Origin of the sequence: Streptomyces vastus (genome assembly GCF_039532825.1) — a bacterium.
Classification (GTDB): Bacteria; Actinomycetota; Actinomycetes; order Streptomycetales; family Streptomycetaceae; genus Streptomyces; species Streptomyces vastus.
In genome coordinates this window covers 55,935-71,312 of record NZ_BAAASJ010000026.1, presented here as the reverse complement: position 1 = coordinate 71,312, position 15,378 = coordinate 55,935, and the positions used below count along the sequence as shown (strand labels likewise).

Genomic DNA, 15,378 nt, shown 5'->3' with positions numbered 1-15,378 from the left:
CTCGGGCGTACATCGCCTGAAGGGCGCCGTCTGAAGGGCCCGGCACCGAGTTCGTCTCGGGCCGGGCCCTCGGGCGTATCCGGGCGCGTGCAGTCGAAGGTCCGACTCCGCATAACCTGGAGACGTCAGACCTACGCCCCCAGGAGAGCACCCGTGTACTTCACCGACCGTGGCATCGAGGAGCTGGAGAAGCGGCGCGGCGAGGAAGAGGTCACCTTCGAGTGGCTCGCCGAGCAGTTTCGTACGTTCGTCGATCTCAATCCGGACTTCGAGGTGCCGGTGGAGCGGCTGGCGACCTGGCTGGCGCGGCTGGACGACGAGGACGACGAGTAGGGCGCGCGACGCCCGTCGTACCCGCGCTTTCACCCCTGAGATCACCGGATCGGGTGTCTTGACTTTCCGTGACCGCGATATATCGTGAATAACGGAAGACGCGATATGGCGTGACCGGGATGACCGCCGCCCCTGTCGCGTTATTGCGCAACGTCCGTTCGCGTCGAGGAGGTCAGCACCATGTCCGAGTGGTCCGTCGCCGAGCCGAAGAAGCTCACCTTCGATGACCCCGTGACAGCACTCCATGTGCGACTCGTCAACGGAACGGTGAACGTCGTGGGGGTGGACGAGGGTTCCACCCGCCTCGAGGTGACCGAGATAAAGGGACCGCCTCTCGTGGTGACCCACAAGGACGGCACACTCACGGTGGCGTACGAGGACTTGCCCTGGAAGGGCTTCCTCAAGTGGCTCGACCGCAAGGGCTGGCACCGCGGGGCGGTGGTCTCTCTGGCGATTCCGGCACATGCGCGCGTGGAGGTCGGCGTGGTCGGCGCCGCAGCCGTGGTCTCCGGGGTGGACGGGCCGACGGTGGTGAAGGGCGTCACGGGAGACACGACACTCGTCGGCCTCTCCGGCCCCGTGCGCGCCGACACGGTTTCGGGGAATCTGGAAGCCCAGGCCGTCACCGGCGACCTGCGTTTCAACTCCGTCTCCGGTGACCTCACCGTCGTCGAGGGCTCGGGCTCCAGCGTGCGGGCGGACTCGGTGAGCGGCTCGATGATCGTCGACCTCGACACGGACAGCCCCACCGACGTCAGGCTGAACAACGTCTCGGGGGAGATCGCAGTCCGGCTGCCGCACCCCGCGGACGCAGAGGTCGAGGTCGACACCGCGAGCGGCACGGTCTCCAACGCCTTCGACGACCTCCGAGTCAGCGGCCAGTGGGGCGCCCACAAGATCACCGGCCGCCTGGGCTCGGGCACCGGAAAGCTGAAGGCGACAACGGTCTCAGGCTCGATCGCGTTGCTGCGGAGGCCCCCGTCGGAGGACGAGCCATGGGACGCCGAGCCGAAGGACACCGCCGGCCTCCCATCCGACGAGAGCCCCGACCACCCGTCCGACCACCCGTCCGACGGCGCGACCGACAGCACGAACGACAAGAAGGGGCTCTGACATGCCTCCCGTCTTTGCCCACGGACGACTGCGGCTCTACCTCCTGAAACTGCTGGACGAGGCGCCGCGCCACGGGTACGAGGTGATCCGGCTCCTCGAGGAGCGCTTCCAGGGCCTGTACGCGCCCTCGGCCGGCACCGTGTACCCCCGCCTGGCCAAGCTGGAGGCCGAGGGCCTGGTCACCCACACCACCGAAGGCGGCCGCAAGGTGTACGCGATCACGGACGCGGGCCGTGCCGAACTGGCCGATCGCAGCGGTGAACTGGCCGACCTGGAGCTGGAGATCCGCGAGTCGGTGGCGGAGCTGGCCGCCGAGATCCGGGCCGATGTGCGGGGCGCGGCAGGCGACCTGCGCCGCGAGATGCGGGCGGCGGCGAGCGAGGCGCGCCGGGGACCCGCATCGGGCGGCGCCAAGGGGTGGCGGGGGGAACACGAGACCGCCTACGGGGACTCCACGGAGTACGTGGAGAAGGAGGCGTGGCGTACCGCGAAGGAGGAGATGCGCCGCGTCAAGCAGGAGTGGAAGGAACAGGCCCGGCGCGCGAAGGACGAGAGCCGACGGGCCCGCGAGGAGGCCCAGCGGGCGCGCCGCCAGGCCAAGGAGGCGCAGGAGAGGGCACGGGCCCAGGCCCAGGAGCTCCAGCGGGTCGCCAAGCGCGTCCAGGACCAGGTGCAGGACCACTTCGCACGGGGTGACTGGCCGACCGGGGTACGAGAGGGGCTTTCCGAACTCGCCAAGGAATTCGGCGAGTTCGGAAAGGACTTCGGCAAGGGGTTCGGGAAGGACGCCGGCTTTGGCCGACAGGAAAAGCCGGGGGCTCCGGAGCCCGACTACACGGTCACCCCCGAGGACTTCCCCGCCGGCTACGAACCCGCCTGGGCACACGACGACTCGACCGGCGAACCCGCCCGCGACCTCGACCGCCTCCTGGACCGCTTCCGCGACGACATCCGCGACGCGGCCCGCGACAACGGGGTGACGGAGGACCAACTGCGGGAGTGCCGCCGCCACTTGTCGACGGCGGCGGCACACATAGGGGTGGTACTGCGGCCCAAGGGCTGAGCCCGCCCCAGAGCCTGTCCGGCGGATCAGGCCGGACAGGCCCCCAGCCTACTCAGCCCGCCTTCGCCTCGCCGCCGCCGTAGAGCACGCGCGTGACGGTCTCGTACGTCACGCCGTGGTCCTCAAGGGCCTCGGCGGCAACTCCGGGGCGGGCAGTGAGAGCAAGGAGGATGTGTTCGTCCCCGATGTGCCGGTCGCGCAGGCCCAAGGCGATGCGCAGGGACTTCTCCAGGGTCTCCTTGGCGCCGCGGGTGAAGGTGCGGCGGCCGGACCACCACCCCTTGTCCTTGCTGTCGCCGCCCAGCGCGCCCACGCCATGAGCCTGCTCAACCCGGGAGACGATCTCCGCGACGTCGATGCCGAGACCGGACAGCGCGTCGGCGTCGGCGCGCGACAGACCCCCGCGGCGCCGCACCTCGGCGAGCATCCGTTCCACCGACTCCCTCGCGCGGCCGGTCAGTCCCAGCGACATCAGCGCGAACGACCCACGACTGCCCTCTCGGTCGAGCAGGGCAAGCAGCAGGTGCCCTTCTTCGACCGTCTCGGCGCCCAACCGCTCGGAGTGTTCAACCGCGCCCCGCACCACCGCGCGAGCGTCCTTGGTGAACCGTTCGAACATCACTGCCTCCCGTACTTCTTGTGGACGGCCTGCCTGCTGACACCCAGTTCCGCGGCGATCTCCTGCCACGACCAACCCTGATTGCGCGCACTGCGCACCTGCACCGCTTCGAGCTGCTCCAGCAGCCGCCGCAAGGCGGAGACGGCCCGCAGCCCGATCCGCGGATCGCGGTCACCCGCGCGCTCGGCGAGATCTGTTGCTTCGGTCATGACGTCAACGTACGTTGACACCCCCTTGATGTCAACCGAGGTTGACATCAAGGGGGTGCGAGAGACGGGTGCGAGGCATGCGCGTCAGGATGCGGTGAGGACGATCTTCCCGAACTGCTCACCCGACTCCATCCGCTCGAACCCCTCACGAGCACGATCCAGCGGGAGGACTTCGTCGATGACGGGACGTACGCCTGTGGCGGCGCAGAAGGACAGCAGGTCCTCCAACTCGTCCTTCGTTCCCATCGTGGAGCCGACGACCTTGAGTTCGAGGAAGAAGATGCGGGTCAGTTCTGCGTGCGAGGGACGGTCACCGCTTGTGGCACCCGAGATGACGAGGGTGCCCCCGGGCTTGAGGGACTTCACGGAGTGGGACCAGGTAGCGGCACCCACGGTCTCGATAACGGCATCCACGCGCTGCGGCAGCCTGGCGCCGGACTCCACGGCCTCCACGGCGCCCAGATCCATCGCCCGCTTGCGCTTCGCCTCGTCACGGCTGGTGGCGAAGACCCGTAGCCCCGCGGCCTTCCCCAGCACGATCGCGGCGGTGGCCACACCCCCGCCGGCGCCCTGCACGAGAACCGAGTCACCGGGGCGTACACCGGCGTTGGTGAAGAGCATGCGATACGCCGTCAGCCAGGCGGTGGGCAGACAGGCAGCCTCCTCGAAGGAGAGCTCCTTGGGCTTCGGCAGTACGTTCCAAACGGGTACGGAGACCTGTTCAGCGAATGTCCCCTGGTACCGCTCGGTGAGGATGGAACGCGGCTCCTTGGGTCCGACGCCGTGTCCCGTCTGCCCGATCACGGAGTGCAGCACGACCTCGTTGCCGTCCTCGTCGACCCCGGCGGCGTCGCACCCCAGAATCATCGGCAACCGGTCCTCCGCGAGGCCCACGCCTCGCAGCGACCACAGGTCATGGTGGTTCAGGGACGCGGCCCTGACGTCCACGATTGTCCAGCCGTCCCGAGCCTCGGGAGCGGGCCGCTCCCCCAACTCCAGCCCGTTCAACGGCTGATCCCGATCAATACGTGCGGCGTATGCAGCGAACATGCCCCTGACCCTAGCCGTCAGCGGTTGAGCGGGCTGCCTACGGGGGTGGTGGGCTCGGTTTCCTGGGCGGGTGCGGGTGCATCGTGGCTGGTCGCGCAGTTCCCCGCGCCCCTAAAGGGGCGCTCCTGGAGCAAGTCAGCCACTACGCACTCGCACCCTCCCACCGGCGGGAGGGGATGTGGGCCGGTGCGTCGTATGCCCGTCGCGTAGGTTCTGTCTCGGCCCACCTGCGCCCTGTATCAGCAAAGGGCAGTACGCCCTGTTGGCGACGGGCTGACGCACCGGCCACGGCCCCGCACCCACCACCCACCCAAGGGGCGCGGGGCTGTGACATCAGCGGCTCCGCCGCGGGGCGCGAACGACGGACCGCCAGTCGACAACGAACCGTCAACGCCGGGCGACGCCTTCCGTCCGAGCCGCCGCCGCAACCGCCGCAGTGACCGCCGGAGCAACCCGCTCATCGAACGGCGACGGAATCACATAATCCGCGGCAAGGTCGTCCCCGACGACCGCAGCCAACGCCTCAGCCGCAGCGATCTTCATCCCCTCGGTGATCCGAGACGCCCGCACCTGAAGCGCCCCCGCGAAGATCCCGGGAAACGCCAGCACGTTGTTGATCTGGTTGGGGTAGTCGGACCGCCCGGTAGCCACAACGGCCGCGTACTTGTGCGCGACGTCGGGATGCACCTCGGGATTCGGGTTGGCCATGGCGAACACGAACGCGCCCTCGGCCATGGAAGCGACGGCCGGCTCCGGAACCGTACCGCCGGACACTCCGATGAAGACGTCCGCGCCGGCGAGCGCGGCCTCCAACGACCCCGACAGGCCCGCCTTGTTGGTCAGCGAGGCAAGCTCGCGCTTGACCGGAGTCAGATCGTCCCGGTCCTCGGACACGACACCCTTGCGGTCCGCGACAGCGACATCCCCGATCCCGGCCTCGAGCAGGAACTTGGCGATGGCGACACCGGCCGCCCCCGCGCCCGAGATCACCGCACGCAGCTCCCCCAGCGACCGCCCCGTCAGACGGGCCGCGTTCCGGAGGGCCGCCAGGGTGACCACAGCGGTTCCGTGCTGGTCGTCGTGGAAGACCGGGATGTCCAGCCGCTCCTGCAAACGCCGCTCGATCTCGAAGCACCGAGGCGCCGAGATGTCCTCCAGGTTGACCCCGCCGAAGGACGGCGCGAGCCGCACAACGGTCTCGATGATCTCGTCGGCGTCCGTCGTGCCCAGAGCGATCGGCACCGCGTCGACCCCGCCGAACTGCTTGAACAGGATCGCCTTGCCCTCCATCACGGGGAGGGAGGCCTCGGGGCCGATGTCGCCGAGCCCGAGCACGGCCGTACCGTCCGTCACCACGGCCACCACGGACGACTTCCACGTGTAGTCGTGGACGAGCTCCGGCTGCTCGGCGATGGCGCTGCACACCTTCGCGACGCCGGGCGTGTACGCCAGGGACAGGTCGTCCTTGTCGCGGACCGGAACGGTGGCCTGCACGGCCATCTTGCCGCCGCGGTGCAGCGCGAACGCCGGATCGAAGGAATCGAGGGGCTCGGCCCCGGCCTCCTGCTCCGTACTGCTGTCGCTGCGAGGATTGACGATCTCCGCTGCCACTTTGTTTTACCCCTTAAGTCTTGAACGGTTGAGGGTGTCCACTCCGGGTGAGGGGTGGGCGGGCACCGCGTATGCCCCTGATGTGACGGCTACGTACGGGTACGTACGGGCACATACGCGACGGGCGCGCCGCACACGCGCCCTGAGCCCCGGATGAGGGGTGTAAAGAACCTTCTTACCGGACGGACGGCATCGCCGACGAGTCCATAACACGAAGGTCACATGACGCTGACATGACTTGTGCCCGATTGCACGGACATATCCTGACAGGTCAGCAGGGCGCCGCAAGTGCGCAGAGGCGGCTGCTCGCATCGCGCGAAGCACCGAAGATCTTCCGGCAGGAAGGCGAAAAATCCGTACAAGATCCGGCCGAGATAGACCGGTCCGGCACGGTTCGGGGGTCACCCGTTATCCGATTTTGACATGGCGGGCGCCCTGAGGGCATCCGTCCGAATGGCAAGATTGCCGTCATCACACGAGGTCGCGACACCCACAAAGGTGTGTGTTCTCGTCGACCCATCGGCACTCCACCCTTCCGCCGGAGGAACACCATGACCGCAAGCTCCACCCGTCGTACGACCGCCGCGCACTCCCGGATAGCCGCGGTCGGTGCGATCGCGGTCGCCGGCGCCCTGCTGCTCACGGGCTGCGGTGACCAGACCGAGAGCAGCAGCTCGGACAGCACCGACACTCCTTCGGCGAGTGCGGCCCCGCTGGCCGACAAGCTGCCGAAGGAGATCCGTGACGCGGGCGTCGTCAAGGTCGGTTCCGACATCGCGTACGCGCCGGTCGAGTTCAAGGACAGCTCCGGCAAGACGGTCGGCATCGACCCCGACCTCGCGGCCGCGATGGGCAAGCAGCTCGGCGTGAAGTTCGAGTTCGAGAACGGCACCTTCGACACGCTGATCACGGGTCTGCGCTCCGACCGGTACGACATCGCCATGTCCGCGATGACCGACACCAAGGACCGCCAGGAGGGCGTCGACTCCGAGACCGGCAAGAAGGTCGGCGAGGGCGTCGACTTCGTCGACTACTTCACCGCCGGTGTCTCGATCTACACCAAGAAAGGCGACGACCAGGGCATCAAGACCTGGTCCGACCTGTGCGGCAAGAAGATCGTGCTGCAGCGCGGCACGGTCTCCGAGGACCTCGCCAAGGCCGAGGCGAAGAAGTGCACCGGCGGCAAGACGATCACCATCGAGGCCTTCGACAACGACCAGCAGGCCCAGACCCGCCTGCGCGCGGGCGGCGCCGACGCCGGCTCCTCCGACTTCCCGGTCGCCGCGTACGCGGTGAAGACCTCCGGCGGCGGCAACGACTTCCAGCTGGTCGGCGAGCAGGTCGAGGCGGCGCCGTACGGCATCGCGGTCGCCAAGGACCAGACCCAGCTCCGGGACGCGCTGAAGGCGGCTCTGGACGCGGTCATCGCGAACGGCGAGTACGACAAGATCATCAAGAAGTGGGGCGTCGAGGACGGCGCTGTCAAGGAAGCCACCATCAACGGCGGCAAGTGACCGCACGGCCGGCGGGCACTGAAAGGCAACACCCGTGACTGTTGACATCGACAAGACGGACGGGCCGGCGGACACCCCGCCGGCCGGCCCGGAGGCCATCAAGGCCATCCCGGTCCGTCACTATGGGCGGTACGTCTCCGCCGTCATCGCTCTCGCTCTGCTGGGCGGGGTCGTCTACGCGTTCTCCCAGGGCAGGATCAACTGGGGCGCGATCCCGGACTACTTCTTCAACGACCGCATTCTCAGCGGCGTGGGCAACACGCTCCTGCTCACGGTGCTGTGCATGCTGATCGGCGTCGTCGGCGGCATCCTGCTGGCGGTGATGCGCCTGTCGAAGAACCCGGTCACCTCGTCCGTCGCGTGGTTCTACATCTGGTTCTTCCGCGGTACCCCGGTCCTGGTCCAGCTCATCGTCTGGTTCAACCTGGGCCTGGTCTTCGAGACCATTAACCTCGGGCCGATCTACAAGGACGAGTGGTCGCAGTTCATGACCCCGTTCCTGACGGCGCTGCTGGGCCTCGGCCTCAACGAGGCGGCCTACATGGCGGAGATCTGCCGTGCCGGTCTGCTCTCGGTCGACGAGGGACAGACCGAGGCCTCGCACGCGCTGGGCATGAGCCACGGCAAGACGCTGCGACGGATCGTCGTGCCGCAGGCGATGCGCGTGATCGTGCCGCCCACGGGCAACGAGGTCATCAACATGCTGAAGACGACCTCGCTGGTGTCCGTGGTCCAGTACTCGGAGCTGCTCCGCGTCGCCCAGGACATCGGCCAGACCTCCGGCGCCCCGGCCGAGATGCTGTTCCTCGCCGCGGCCTGGTATCTGGTGCTGACCTCGGTCTTCAGCGTCGGCCAGTACTACCTGGAGCGGTACTACTCCCGCGGTTCCAGCCGCACGCTCCCGGACACGCCGTTCCAGAAGATCAAGGCGAACATGCTGTCCCTGTCGAACCGTCCGTCGGCAGGAGGTGCCGCATGACCGCCATGGTGAAGGCCGAAGGCGTTCACAAGTCCTTCGGGCTCGTCGAGGTCCTCAAGGGCATCGACCTGGAAGTGCAGTCCGGCGAGGTCTTCTGCCTCATCGGCCCCTCCGGTTCCGGCAAGTCGACGTTCCTCAGGTGCATCAACCACCTCGAGAAGATCAACGCCGGCCGTCTGTACGTCGACGGAGAGCTCGTCGGCTATCGCCAGAAGGGCGACAAGCTGTACGAGCTCAGGGACAACGAGGTCGCCCTGAAGCGCCGGGACATCGGCATGGTCTTCCAGCGTTTCAACCTGTTCCCGCACATGACGGCCCTCGAGAACATCATCGAGGCCCCGGTCCAGGTCAAGGGCGTCAGCAAGGCCCAGGCGCGGGAGCGCGCCGGCGAGTTGCTCGACCGCGTCGGCCTGGCCGACAAGGCCGGGTCCTACCCCTCGCAGCTCTCCGGCGGCCAGCAGCAGCGCGTGGCGATCGCCCGTGCGCTGGCCATGGAGCCGAAGCTGATGCTCTTCGACGAGCCGACCTCGGCCCTCGACCCGGAGCTGGTCGGCGACGTCCTCGACGTCATGCGTGACCTCGCCGAGTCCGGCATGACCATGATCGTCGTCACCCACGAGATGGGCTTCGCCCGCGAGGTCGGCGACAGCCTGGTGTTCATGGACGGCGGCGTGGTCGTCGAGTCGGGCCACCCCCGCGACGTACTGACGGATCCGCAGCATGAGCGGACGAAGTCGTTCCTGTCCAAGGTTCTCTGAGGGTACGAACGAGAAGGGGTGGTACGGGTTTTCCGTACCACCCCTTCCTCATGCCGTCGTCACTTGAGCGCGAGGACCAGCGCGTCCGACGGTGAACGCCACACGGCCCGGGCCTCGGCGAAGCCCTTCTCGCGCAGCACGCGCGCGTGCCACTCGGCGGACGGGGTGTCGCCGTCAGCGTGCTCGCCGTAGATCTCGAAACGGCGGGCGGTCGGCTCGGCGAGGACCGGCTCCTGGGCGGCGAGCTGCCACCATTCGGTCCAGCCGAGTACGCCGGCCTCCTTGGCGCGGTTCATGCGGTCGTGCCGCTGCGCGCGCTCCGCCGCATTGATCTGCGGGGTGGACTCGTCGATCATGTGGTCCGCGTTCATGAACACACCGCCGTCGCGGACGAGTTCCGCGACCTGACCGTAGAGGGCCGCGAGGGGTTCCAGGTGCAGCCAGTGAAGGTGCCCTCGGCGATGGCCAGGAGCGCGGGGTCGAGGTCGACCCCGGTGCTGACGGCCTCCGGGAACCTTTCGAAGAGCCGGGCCGTGATACTTCCCGTACCGCATGCCAGGTCGAGTACGCGCGGTGCGGGGCCCACCAGGGCCCCGACCATGTCGAGCATGACCCGGAAGCGTTCCTCACGATCCGGGAGGTACCACTCCTGCTGCCGGTCCCAGCTCGCTTGCCATGCGCTCCAGTCGGCTCCGGTCACGGTGGTCATGGACGCCCCTCCCCTCCAGGAGTAATACCCTGGAATCACAGTCAGCCATTACTCGCTCGCAGCACGACCATAGAGCGCCCTCGTAAGGACTACAAGTGGAACTGGCCTATTACTCGGACTACGCCGTACGTCTCGTCAACACCGAGGAACCGGCCCGGGGCAAGGACTCGCTCACCTCGGTCAAGGCCGTCCGCGACCTCTTCGGGGTCAATGCGTCGGCGGCCCGCCGGGCCACGGACGCGGACGTCACCCGCTTCCGGGGCGTACGGGCGCGGCTGCGGGCGGTCTTCGAGGCGGCGGACACCGGCGACGAGACGCTCGCCGTGGACCTGCTGAACTCACTGCTCCTGGAGTTCCCGGTCAGCCCGCAGATCTCCGGGCACGACTTCCGGGACGACGACGGCCGCCCGCTTTGGCACATGCACCTGGCGGACCATCCCTCGAACGCGACCGCCGGCTATGCCGCGATCGCCGCGATGGGTCTGGCCTTCCACCTCACCGAGTACGGCGTGGACCGCCTCGGCCTGTGCGAGGCAGCCCCGTGCCGCAACGCCTACCTCGACACCTCGACGAACCGTTCCCGGCGCTACTGCTCGGACCGCTGCGCGACCCGCGCCAACGTCGCCGCCTACCGCGCCCGCAAGCGCCTGGAGGCCGACCGGTCGGGGAACACCGGCCGCGCGGCCGAGAGCGCCCAGCGCGCGACCGCGAGCGGCGAACGCTGACCCTCCTTCAGGGGCCGGTACCGGAACCACGCCTTCCCGAGGACGAATTCCTCGGGCACGGTCCCGTAGTCCGTGCTGTCCCCGCCCGCGTACGTGTTGTCCCCGAGCACCCACCAGCCGCCCTCGCGCCGCTCCACGGCACGCTTGACGACCAGCAGGTCCTGCTGGAACGGGTGACGCAGAACGACCACGTCACCGGGCCTGATGCGCGCCCCGTACTGCACCACGAGCTGGTCCCCGTGATACAGCGTGGGCACCATGGACGGCCCGGTCACTTCGGCCACCCCGAAAGGCAGGACAGCCCTCCCGCGCTCGGTCTCCTGCGACAGCTCCGGCATCCCCGGCACCTCCCCGGTCCGATCCTCCACAGTCTCAGTCTGACCCCGGACTTTTGTCCTAAGCCCATGGGGGCACTCGCGAAATCCCGTCCAGCACGGAGTAATGTCCCACCTGAGAAGACGATCACGAGGAAGGACAGCTCAATGCTCTCCCGCCTGTTTGCCCCCAAGGTCAAGGTCAGCGCACACTGCGACCTGCCCTGCGGTGTGTACGACCCGGCCCAGGCCCGCATCGAGGCGGAGTCGGTGAAGGCCATCCAGGAAAAGATGGCCGGCAACGACGACCCTCACTTCCAGGCCCGGGCGACGACCATCAAGGAGCAGCGCGCCGAGCTCGCCAAGCACCACGTCTCGGTGCTGTGGAGCGACTACTTCAAGCCGCCGCACTTCGAGAAGTACCCGGAGCTCCACCAGCTGATCAACGACACCCTGAAGTCCCTCTCCGCCGCCAAGGGTTCCACGGACCCGGCGACCGGCCAGAAGGCCCTCGACTACATCGCCCAGGTCGACAAGATCTTCTGGGAGACCAAGAAGGCCTGATCTTCGATCATGCTCTCTGACCTGCGATTACGTTGGTCGCAGCGTCTCTCTTTCCGCACCCGGTCCTCGGGGCGCCCAGCACGGCGGCCGTGATGGATCGGGTGCGGTCTTTTGCGTCCGGACACAGGCGTCGGCGATCTCGGCGAAGGCCAGCCCTTGAAGGGCGAGTTGTTCTGTTTCGTATCGGCCCTCGGTCGTGGCCTCCGCTCGGCAACACGGACTACGCCCGCGATCTCTCGGTCGTGGACGTCGAAGCCGTGCGCGACCGCCGGGGGGGTAGCCGATGAGTTCGAGCGCCCGACTTGGCAGTGCCTGCCGGGACGCCTCGTCCGACTCCCACAACAGAACGGCTCCCCACCGGTTGGTGTCCGGATCGGAGAGCCACATCTTGAAGCGGAGCCCGGGCACCGCGGAGAACGCGGCGACGGATTTGCCGAAGACGTCACACACGGTCGAGTCGCTGCGGCGGGTGGGGCGGCCAGGGCCCGAGAGCGGGCAGCCCCTCCGCCGCCACCGGTGAGATCGCGGGCGTACGTCCGGCCAGCCAGGCCGCCAGGTCGCGCACCCGTCCGGTGACCACCGTGCCCGTCTGCCCATCGCCGACGGACCATTGTCGACGCACGTCCTCGGCGCGGAGGCGTGTGCCTGCCGGAAGGCGGCCCCGGAGGAAGTCGATGGCGTGTGCGGCCAGGTCCTCGGGCCAGTCGTCGGACCGCACACCGAGTTCCAGGTCGACCATGTGGATCCATGTCTCGCGCCAGCGCGCGAATACCGTGGCGGCGAGGTCCGCGTTTCGGAAAGTGACGGGCCGGCTCCAGTCCGCGTCGTCGGCGCGTGCCCAGACTGCCTCCAGCGCGGCCGTGTGCGTGGCGAGTTCCGCTCGGTGCTCGGCGGCGCTGCGACCCGCCGTGGCCTCGATGATCGCGTTGCGCTCGTCCACCCCGCCGTCGTAGCCCGCCACGGGGTCACCGCGCAGGGCATGCTCCGCGAGACGGGCGAACATCTTCGCGTTGTCGGTGAGATGCGCCAGGACATGGCCGCGTGACCATCCAGGAAGGGCGGATGCCTCGGCGACCTGCTGGTCGTCCAGTCCAGCGAGGAGCCTTTCCAGCGTCCCGTGGGCTTCGATCACTGCCGCGACAGGAGGTTGCATGCTCCCGCCCTACAGGGCCGGGCGCTGGTTGCGGACAGCCGGGGCCTGGGCAGCGAGGTCCTGGAGGGGTTCACCGCTCAGTCGGCATACGGTCCACTCGTCCAGGAACTCCACGCCGAGCGACTTGTAGAAGTCGATCGTCGGTTCGTTCCAGGCCAGCACCCACCACTCGAAGCGCTCGTAGCCGTGTCGCTCGCAGATCGCGGCCAGGGAGGCGAGCAGAGCCTTGCCGTGTCCGCCACCTCGGGCGTGCGGACGTACGTAGAGGTCCTCCAGGTGCATGCCGCGCGTGCCGGTCCAGGTCGAGAAACGGGGGAACCACAGGGCATAGCCAACTGCCTTGCCCGTCTCGTCGTCCTCGGCGATCAGTGCGAACGCAGCCGGAAGTTCTCCGAACAGTCCCTCGCGGAGCTGCTCCTCGGTCGCACGGGCCTGCTCAACAGCCCGTTCGTACTCGGCTAGTTCGCGGATCATCGCGCGGATCTCCGCGACGTCGTTCACTGTGGCGGCACGGATCATGCCGGAGATCATCGGTCACTGTGCCGAACCGTGTCCATGCAATTCCGCGCCTTCCAACGGCGTGAAGTGAACTGACCGGGCTTGGTCTTGGGGAATGACCCGCCGAAGCGATGTCAGTTTCTGTCGGGTGCCGGCGCCTTCAGTCGGCCGGTGGCAGCAACGTCCCCAGTGGGCCCAAGTCCAGGTTGAGGTCCTCCAGCCGCAGGTCGTAGCGGGCGCAGAGGTCCTGCATGCGGTCGTGGAGGAGCATCAGGGTCAGGCCGACGCGCTCTTCCTGGTCCTCCGTGAGGTCGTTTTTGTCGACTCGGTGGAGGGCCTGGCGTTCCATGAGCTGGCGGAGGAGTTCGACGACGGTCAGGACGAGTTTGACCAGGTCGCGTTCGACGGTGTCCGGGTCGGTGGACAGGCGGTGGGCGGCGGCGCGGGTGTCCGGAGGTGGGGGCGGGGGCATGGCGGCCTCACAAGGGCTGGGTGACGGCGTCGACGGCAGCGGCGGCAACCGGAGCGATGACGGCACGCAGGTCGATGCGTACGAGGTCGACGTCGGCGATGGACAGGACCAGGTCGCCCGTGATGACGACGCCGCCCTGGAGCAGGCGGTCGAGGAGGTCGATCAGGGCGACCGGACGGTCGGCGTGGGGGGCGGCGACGGTCACGAGACGGGCTCCGCCGGGAGGGAGAAGGAGTACGGGGCCCAGGGTCCCGTCACTTCCACATGGACGCCGGGGAGGCCCTCGGCCGCTGCCAGGACGCGGGTGCGGAAGTCCTCGACGTGGTCTTCGGGGACGAGGTAGGCGTCGTTACTGACGTTTGGGCCGGGCACCTGCCCTGCGAGTTCGCCGCGTTGTGGGCGGAAGGCCACGCGGTCGACGGCGAGGGTGCCGGCGAGTTCCCTGAGGCGGGCGGCCGTGTCGGTGGCCGCCTGCCAGGCGTCCTCGGTCGAGCGCTTTCGGCGGCGGCGCCCGGCCAGATAGGCGCGGCCTACGCCCAGGCCCTTGCCCTTGGCCGGCTCGGGGTCGGGTGACTCGGTGTCGGGAGCCGCGTAGATCTTGACGCCGAGTTCCACGTGGCCCGTGACGCGGTCCAGCAGGGGCAGGAAGTCGTCGCGGCGTGCCTCCAGGGTCTGCCGTACGCGGTCCTCGTCGCGGTAGACGGTGACCAGGCGCAGCGGCAGCACGGCGATGCCGCGCCCGGTGAGCGCGGCGACCACGGCGTGGTGGGCCCGGGCCGTGGCTTCCAGCCAGTCCAGGTCCTCCAGTCCGGCCTTGAGGGACGCTTCGTCGAAGTCCGCGGCGGGGACGGGGCCGACGACCGCGGCGAGCGCCGGGGGGCGGTCCGGTGCGTCGCCCGGCGGGCCGCCCGAGGCGCCGTCCGGTGCGTCGTCCCCGAACTCCAGCAGACGGATGCGCTCGCCGGCGACCCCGCGCAGGTCCGCGACCGCACGGGCGGCCTCCGGGGTGCGGCGCAGCACGGCGTAGGCGTAGACGATGTCGGTCTTGACGTCCTCGTCGACGTCAGCCTTGACGTCCTTGAGGTCCTCGAGGTCCCTGACGTCGGTGTCGAGGCCAGTCGTCACGTCGACGTTGGTCTCGGTGTCGCTGTCGGCTCTGACATCGGTCTTGATGTCGGTGCCGAAGTCGGTCTTCACGTCGGTGTCGGTGGCCATGTCGGTGTGGGTCATGAGGCGGGGCTCCTGTCGGCGGACCGCAGCGCGGCGATCTCCGCGCGCAGGCGTTCGTTCTCCTCGGCGAGCGACCGGACGGGATCCGCAGCCTCAGCCGCACCCTCCGCCTCAACAAGTGACCGCCGGTCCGGCTGCTCCGCGAGCGACGCGTCCCGCTGCTCGGCGACGGGCCGGTCCGCGGTGCTGGAACTCGCCCGGGAGGAGAGGGTGGGGTCGTGTTCCCACCAGTCGATGCCCATCTCCTTCGCCTTGTCGACGGAGGCGACGATGAGCCGCAGCTTGATGGTGAGCAGCTCGATGTCGAGCAGGTTGATCCGGATGTCGCCCGCGATCACCACGCCCTTGTCGAGGACCCGTTCAAGGATGTCGGCGAGGTTGGCGCCCTGGCCGCCCGGCCCCTGGTCGTACGGGGACGGAAGGCGGGGCGATCCGCCGAGTGCGCCTGCTACCGGTTGCGTCAT

19 protein-coding genes and 1 pseudogene are annotated in these 15,378 nt (G+C 68.7%); 8 read left to right on the top strand and 12 right to left on the bottom strand.

The window, feature by feature from the left end:
- The first annotated feature begins 153 nt into the window (after positions 1-153).
- The 3 genes from ABD357_RS12035 to ABD357_RS12025 all read left to right on the top strand — a co-directional run bounded on the left by ABD357_RS12035 (position 154) and on the right by ABD357_RS12025 (position 2,509).
- The gene (locus ABD357_RS12035) at positions 154-333 is read left to right on the top strand and encodes a DUF6104 family protein (protein ID WP_236239996.1); all 180 of its coding nucleotides are present in this window, start codon (positions 154-156) and stop codon (positions 331-333) included.
- A gap of 180 nt (positions 334-513) precedes the next feature.
- Complete coding sequence (locus ABD357_RS12030; protein ID WP_344389691.1) at positions 514-1,446, top strand: DUF4097 family beta strand repeat-containing protein; 933 nt, start codon at positions 514-516, stop codon at positions 1,444-1,446.
- 1 nt (position 1,447) lies between these two features.
- A complete protein-coding gene (locus ABD357_RS12025) occupies positions 1,448-2,509 on the top strand; it encodes a PadR family transcriptional regulator (RefSeq protein ID WP_344389689.1) in 1,062 nt (353 codons plus the stop codon).
- Positions 2,510-2,561: 52 nt separating this feature from the next.
- On the opposite strand, the gene ABD357_RS12020 is transcribed toward ABD357_RS12025, so the two are convergent.
- From ABD357_RS12020 to ABD357_RS12005, 4 genes are all read right to left on the bottom strand, one after another.
- On the bottom strand, positions 2,562-3,128 hold the full coding sequence (locus ABD357_RS12020) for a Clp protease N-terminal domain-containing protein (RefSeq protein ID WP_344389688.1): 567 nt from the start codon (positions 3,126-3,128) through the stop codon (positions 2,562-2,564).
- Positions 3,128-3,337 carry a helix-turn-helix domain-containing protein gene (locus ABD357_RS12015; protein WP_010984411.1) on the bottom strand — a complete coding sequence of 70 codons (210 nt, stop codon included), beginning with the start codon at positions 3,335-3,337 and terminating at the stop codon, positions 3,128-3,130. The genes ABD357_RS12020 and ABD357_RS12015 overlap by 1 nt, the downstream gene beginning before the upstream one ends.
- A gap of 84 nt (positions 3,338-3,421) precedes the next feature.
- The gene (locus tag ABD357_RS12010) at positions 3,422-4,387 is read right to left on the bottom strand and encodes a zinc-binding dehydrogenase (RefSeq protein ID WP_344389686.1); all 966 of its coding nucleotides are present in this window, start codon (positions 4,385-4,387) and stop codon (positions 3,422-3,424) included.
- A gap of 387 nt (positions 4,388-4,774) precedes the next feature.
- Positions 4,775-5,998 (bottom strand): NAD(P)-dependent malic enzyme, encoded by a 1,224-nt coding sequence (locus tag ABD357_RS12005; RefSeq protein ID WP_344389684.1) that lies wholly within the window; start codon positions 5,996-5,998, stop codon positions 4,775-4,777.
- Positions 5,999-6,549: 551 nt separating this feature from the next.
- Here ABD357_RS12005 and ABD357_RS12000 point away from each other — a divergent pair.
- The 3 genes from ABD357_RS12000 to ABD357_RS11990 are packed head-to-tail and all read left to right on the top strand — an operon-like array spanning position 6,550 to position 9,249.
- The gene (locus tag ABD357_RS12000) at positions 6,550-7,512 is read left to right on the top strand and encodes an ABC transporter substrate-binding protein (RefSeq protein ID WP_344389683.1); all 963 of its coding nucleotides are present in this window, start codon (positions 6,550-6,552) and stop codon (positions 7,510-7,512) included.
- A 34-nt stretch (positions 7,513-7,546) separates the two neighbouring features.
- Positions 7,547-8,491: an amino acid ABC transporter permease gene (locus tag ABD357_RS11995; protein ID WP_344389682.1), complete on the top strand. Its 945-nt coding sequence runs from the start codon at positions 7,547-7,549 to the stop codon at positions 8,489-8,491.
- Entirely contained in the window at positions 8,488-9,249 is a 762-nt protein-coding gene (locus tag ABD357_RS11990) for an amino acid ABC transporter ATP-binding protein (RefSeq protein WP_344389681.1), read from the top strand. Before ABD357_RS11995 ends, ABD357_RS11990 begins: the two co-directional genes overlap by 4 nt.
- A gap of 59 nt (positions 9,250-9,308) precedes the next feature.
- Here ABD357_RS11990 and ABD357_RS11985 read toward each other — a convergent pair.
- A pseudogene (locus tag ABD357_RS11985) lies at positions 9,309-9,958 on the bottom strand (class I SAM-dependent methyltransferase).
- A gap of 95 nt (positions 9,959-10,053) precedes the next feature.
- Here ABD357_RS11985 and ABD357_RS11980 point away from each other — a divergent pair.
- Complete coding sequence (locus ABD357_RS11980; RefSeq protein ID WP_344389680.1) at positions 10,054-10,683, top strand: CGNR zinc finger domain-containing protein; 630 nt, start codon at positions 10,054-10,056, stop codon at positions 10,681-10,683.
- Here ABD357_RS11980 and sodX read toward each other — a convergent pair.
- Positions 10,587-11,021 carry a nickel-type superoxide dismutase maturation protease gene (gene sodX / locus ABD357_RS11975; RefSeq protein ID WP_344389678.1) on the bottom strand — a complete coding sequence of 145 codons (435 nt, stop codon included), beginning with the start codon at positions 11,019-11,021 and terminating at the stop codon, positions 10,587-10,589. The two genes, ABD357_RS11980 and sodX, sit on opposite strands and share 97 nt — an antisense overlap.
- A 144-nt stretch (positions 11,022-11,165) precedes the next feature.
- Here sodX and sodN point away from each other — a divergent pair, with 144 nt between their 5' ends.
- Positions 11,166-11,561, top strand: coding sequence for a superoxide dismutase, Ni (gene sodN / locus ABD357_RS11970; protein WP_189320739.1), 396 nt, complete (start codon positions 11,166-11,168; stop codon positions 11,559-11,561).
- 442 nt (positions 11,562-12,003) lie between these two features.
- Here the strand turns inward: sodN and ABD357_RS11965 are convergent, their stop codons facing one another.
- From ABD357_RS11965 to ABD357_RS11940, 6 genes are all read right to left on the bottom strand, one after another.
- Positions 12,004-12,714: a maleylpyruvate isomerase family mycothiol-dependent enzyme gene (locus tag ABD357_RS11965; protein ID WP_344389676.1), complete on the bottom strand. Its 711-nt coding sequence runs from the start codon at positions 12,712-12,714 to the stop codon at positions 12,004-12,006.
- Positions 12,715-12,723: 9 nt separating this feature from the next.
- Positions 12,724-13,233, bottom strand: a complete 510-nt coding sequence (locus tag ABD357_RS11960) for a GNAT family N-acetyltransferase (RefSeq protein WP_344389674.1) — start codon at positions 13,231-13,233, stop codon at positions 12,724-12,726.
- A 139-nt stretch (positions 13,234-13,372) separates the two neighbouring features.
- Positions 13,373-13,732 (bottom strand): gas vesicle protein K, encoded by a 360-nt coding sequence (locus tag ABD357_RS11955; RefSeq protein ID WP_425584829.1) that lies wholly within the window; start codon positions 13,730-13,732, stop codon positions 13,373-13,375.
- Positions 13,692-13,889 carry a gas vesicle protein gene (locus ABD357_RS11950; RefSeq protein WP_344389672.1) on the bottom strand — a complete coding sequence of 66 codons (198 nt, stop codon included), beginning with the start codon at positions 13,887-13,889 and terminating at the stop codon, positions 13,692-13,694. Before ABD357_RS11950 ends, ABD357_RS11955 begins: the two co-directional genes overlap by 41 nt.
- Complete coding sequence (locus ABD357_RS11945; protein WP_344389670.1) at positions 13,886-14,914, bottom strand: GvpL/GvpF family gas vesicle protein; 1,029 nt, start codon at positions 14,912-14,914, stop codon at positions 13,886-13,888. The genes ABD357_RS11950 and ABD357_RS11945 overlap by 4 nt, the downstream gene beginning before the upstream one ends.
- Positions 14,911-15,378 carry a gas vesicle protein gene (locus ABD357_RS11940; protein ID WP_344389668.1) on the bottom strand — a complete coding sequence of 156 codons (468 nt, stop codon included), beginning with the start codon at positions 15,376-15,378 and terminating at the stop codon, positions 14,911-14,913. The genes ABD357_RS11945 and ABD357_RS11940 overlap by 4 nt, the downstream gene beginning before the upstream one ends.

Excerpts from the sequence above, each read along its gene's own strand:
- ABD357_RS12030 (WP_344389691.1), top strand. The coding sequence starts at position 514 with ATGTCCGAGTGGTCCGTCGCCGAGCCGAAGAAGCTCACCTTCGATGAC.
- ABD357_RS12000 (WP_344389683.1), top strand. The coding sequence starts at position 6,550 with ATGACCGCAAGCTCCACCCGTCGTACGACCGCCGCGCACTCCCGGATA.
- ABD357_RS12025 (WP_344389689.1), top strand. The coding sequence starts at position 1,448 with ATGCCTCCCGTCTTTGCCCACGGACGACTGCGGCTCTACCTCCTGAAA.
- ABD357_RS12010 (WP_344389686.1), bottom strand. The coding sequence starts at position 4,387 with ATGTTCGCTGCATACGCCGCACGTATTGATCGGGATCAGCCGTTGAAC.
- ABD357_RS12015 (WP_010984411.1), bottom strand. The coding sequence starts at position 3,337 with ATGACCGAAGCAACAGATCTCGCCGAGCGCGCGGGTGACCGCGATCCG.
- ABD357_RS11940 (WP_344389668.1), bottom strand. The coding sequence starts at position 15,378 with ATGACGCAACCGGTAGCAGGCGCACTCGGCGGATCGCCCCGCCTTCCG.
- ABD357_RS11945 (WP_344389670.1), bottom strand. The coding sequence starts at position 14,914 with ATGACCCACACCGACATGGCCACCGACACCGACGTGAAGACCGACTTC.
- sodN (WP_189320739.1), top strand. The coding sequence starts at position 11,166 with ATGCTCTCCCGCCTGTTTGCCCCCAAGGTCAAGGTCAGCGCACACTGC.
- ABD357_RS11965 (WP_344389676.1), bottom strand. The coding sequence starts at position 12,714 with ATGCAACCTCCTGTCGCGGCAGTGATCGAAGCCCACGGGACGCTGGAA.
- sodX (WP_344389678.1), bottom strand. The coding sequence starts at position 11,021 with ATGCCGGAGCTGTCGCAGGAGACCGAGCGCGGGAGGGCTGTCCTGCCT.
- ABD357_RS11990 (WP_344389681.1), top strand. The coding sequence starts at position 8,488 with ATGACCGCCATGGTGAAGGCCGAAGGCGTTCACAAGTCCTTCGGGCTC.
- ABD357_RS12020 (WP_344389688.1), bottom strand. The coding sequence starts at position 3,128 with ATGTTCGAACGGTTCACCAAGGACGCTCGCGCGGTGGTGCGGGGCGCG.
- ABD357_RS11960 (WP_344389674.1), bottom strand. The coding sequence starts at position 13,233 with ATGATCCGTGCCGCCACAGTGAACGACGTCGCGGAGATCCGCGCGATG.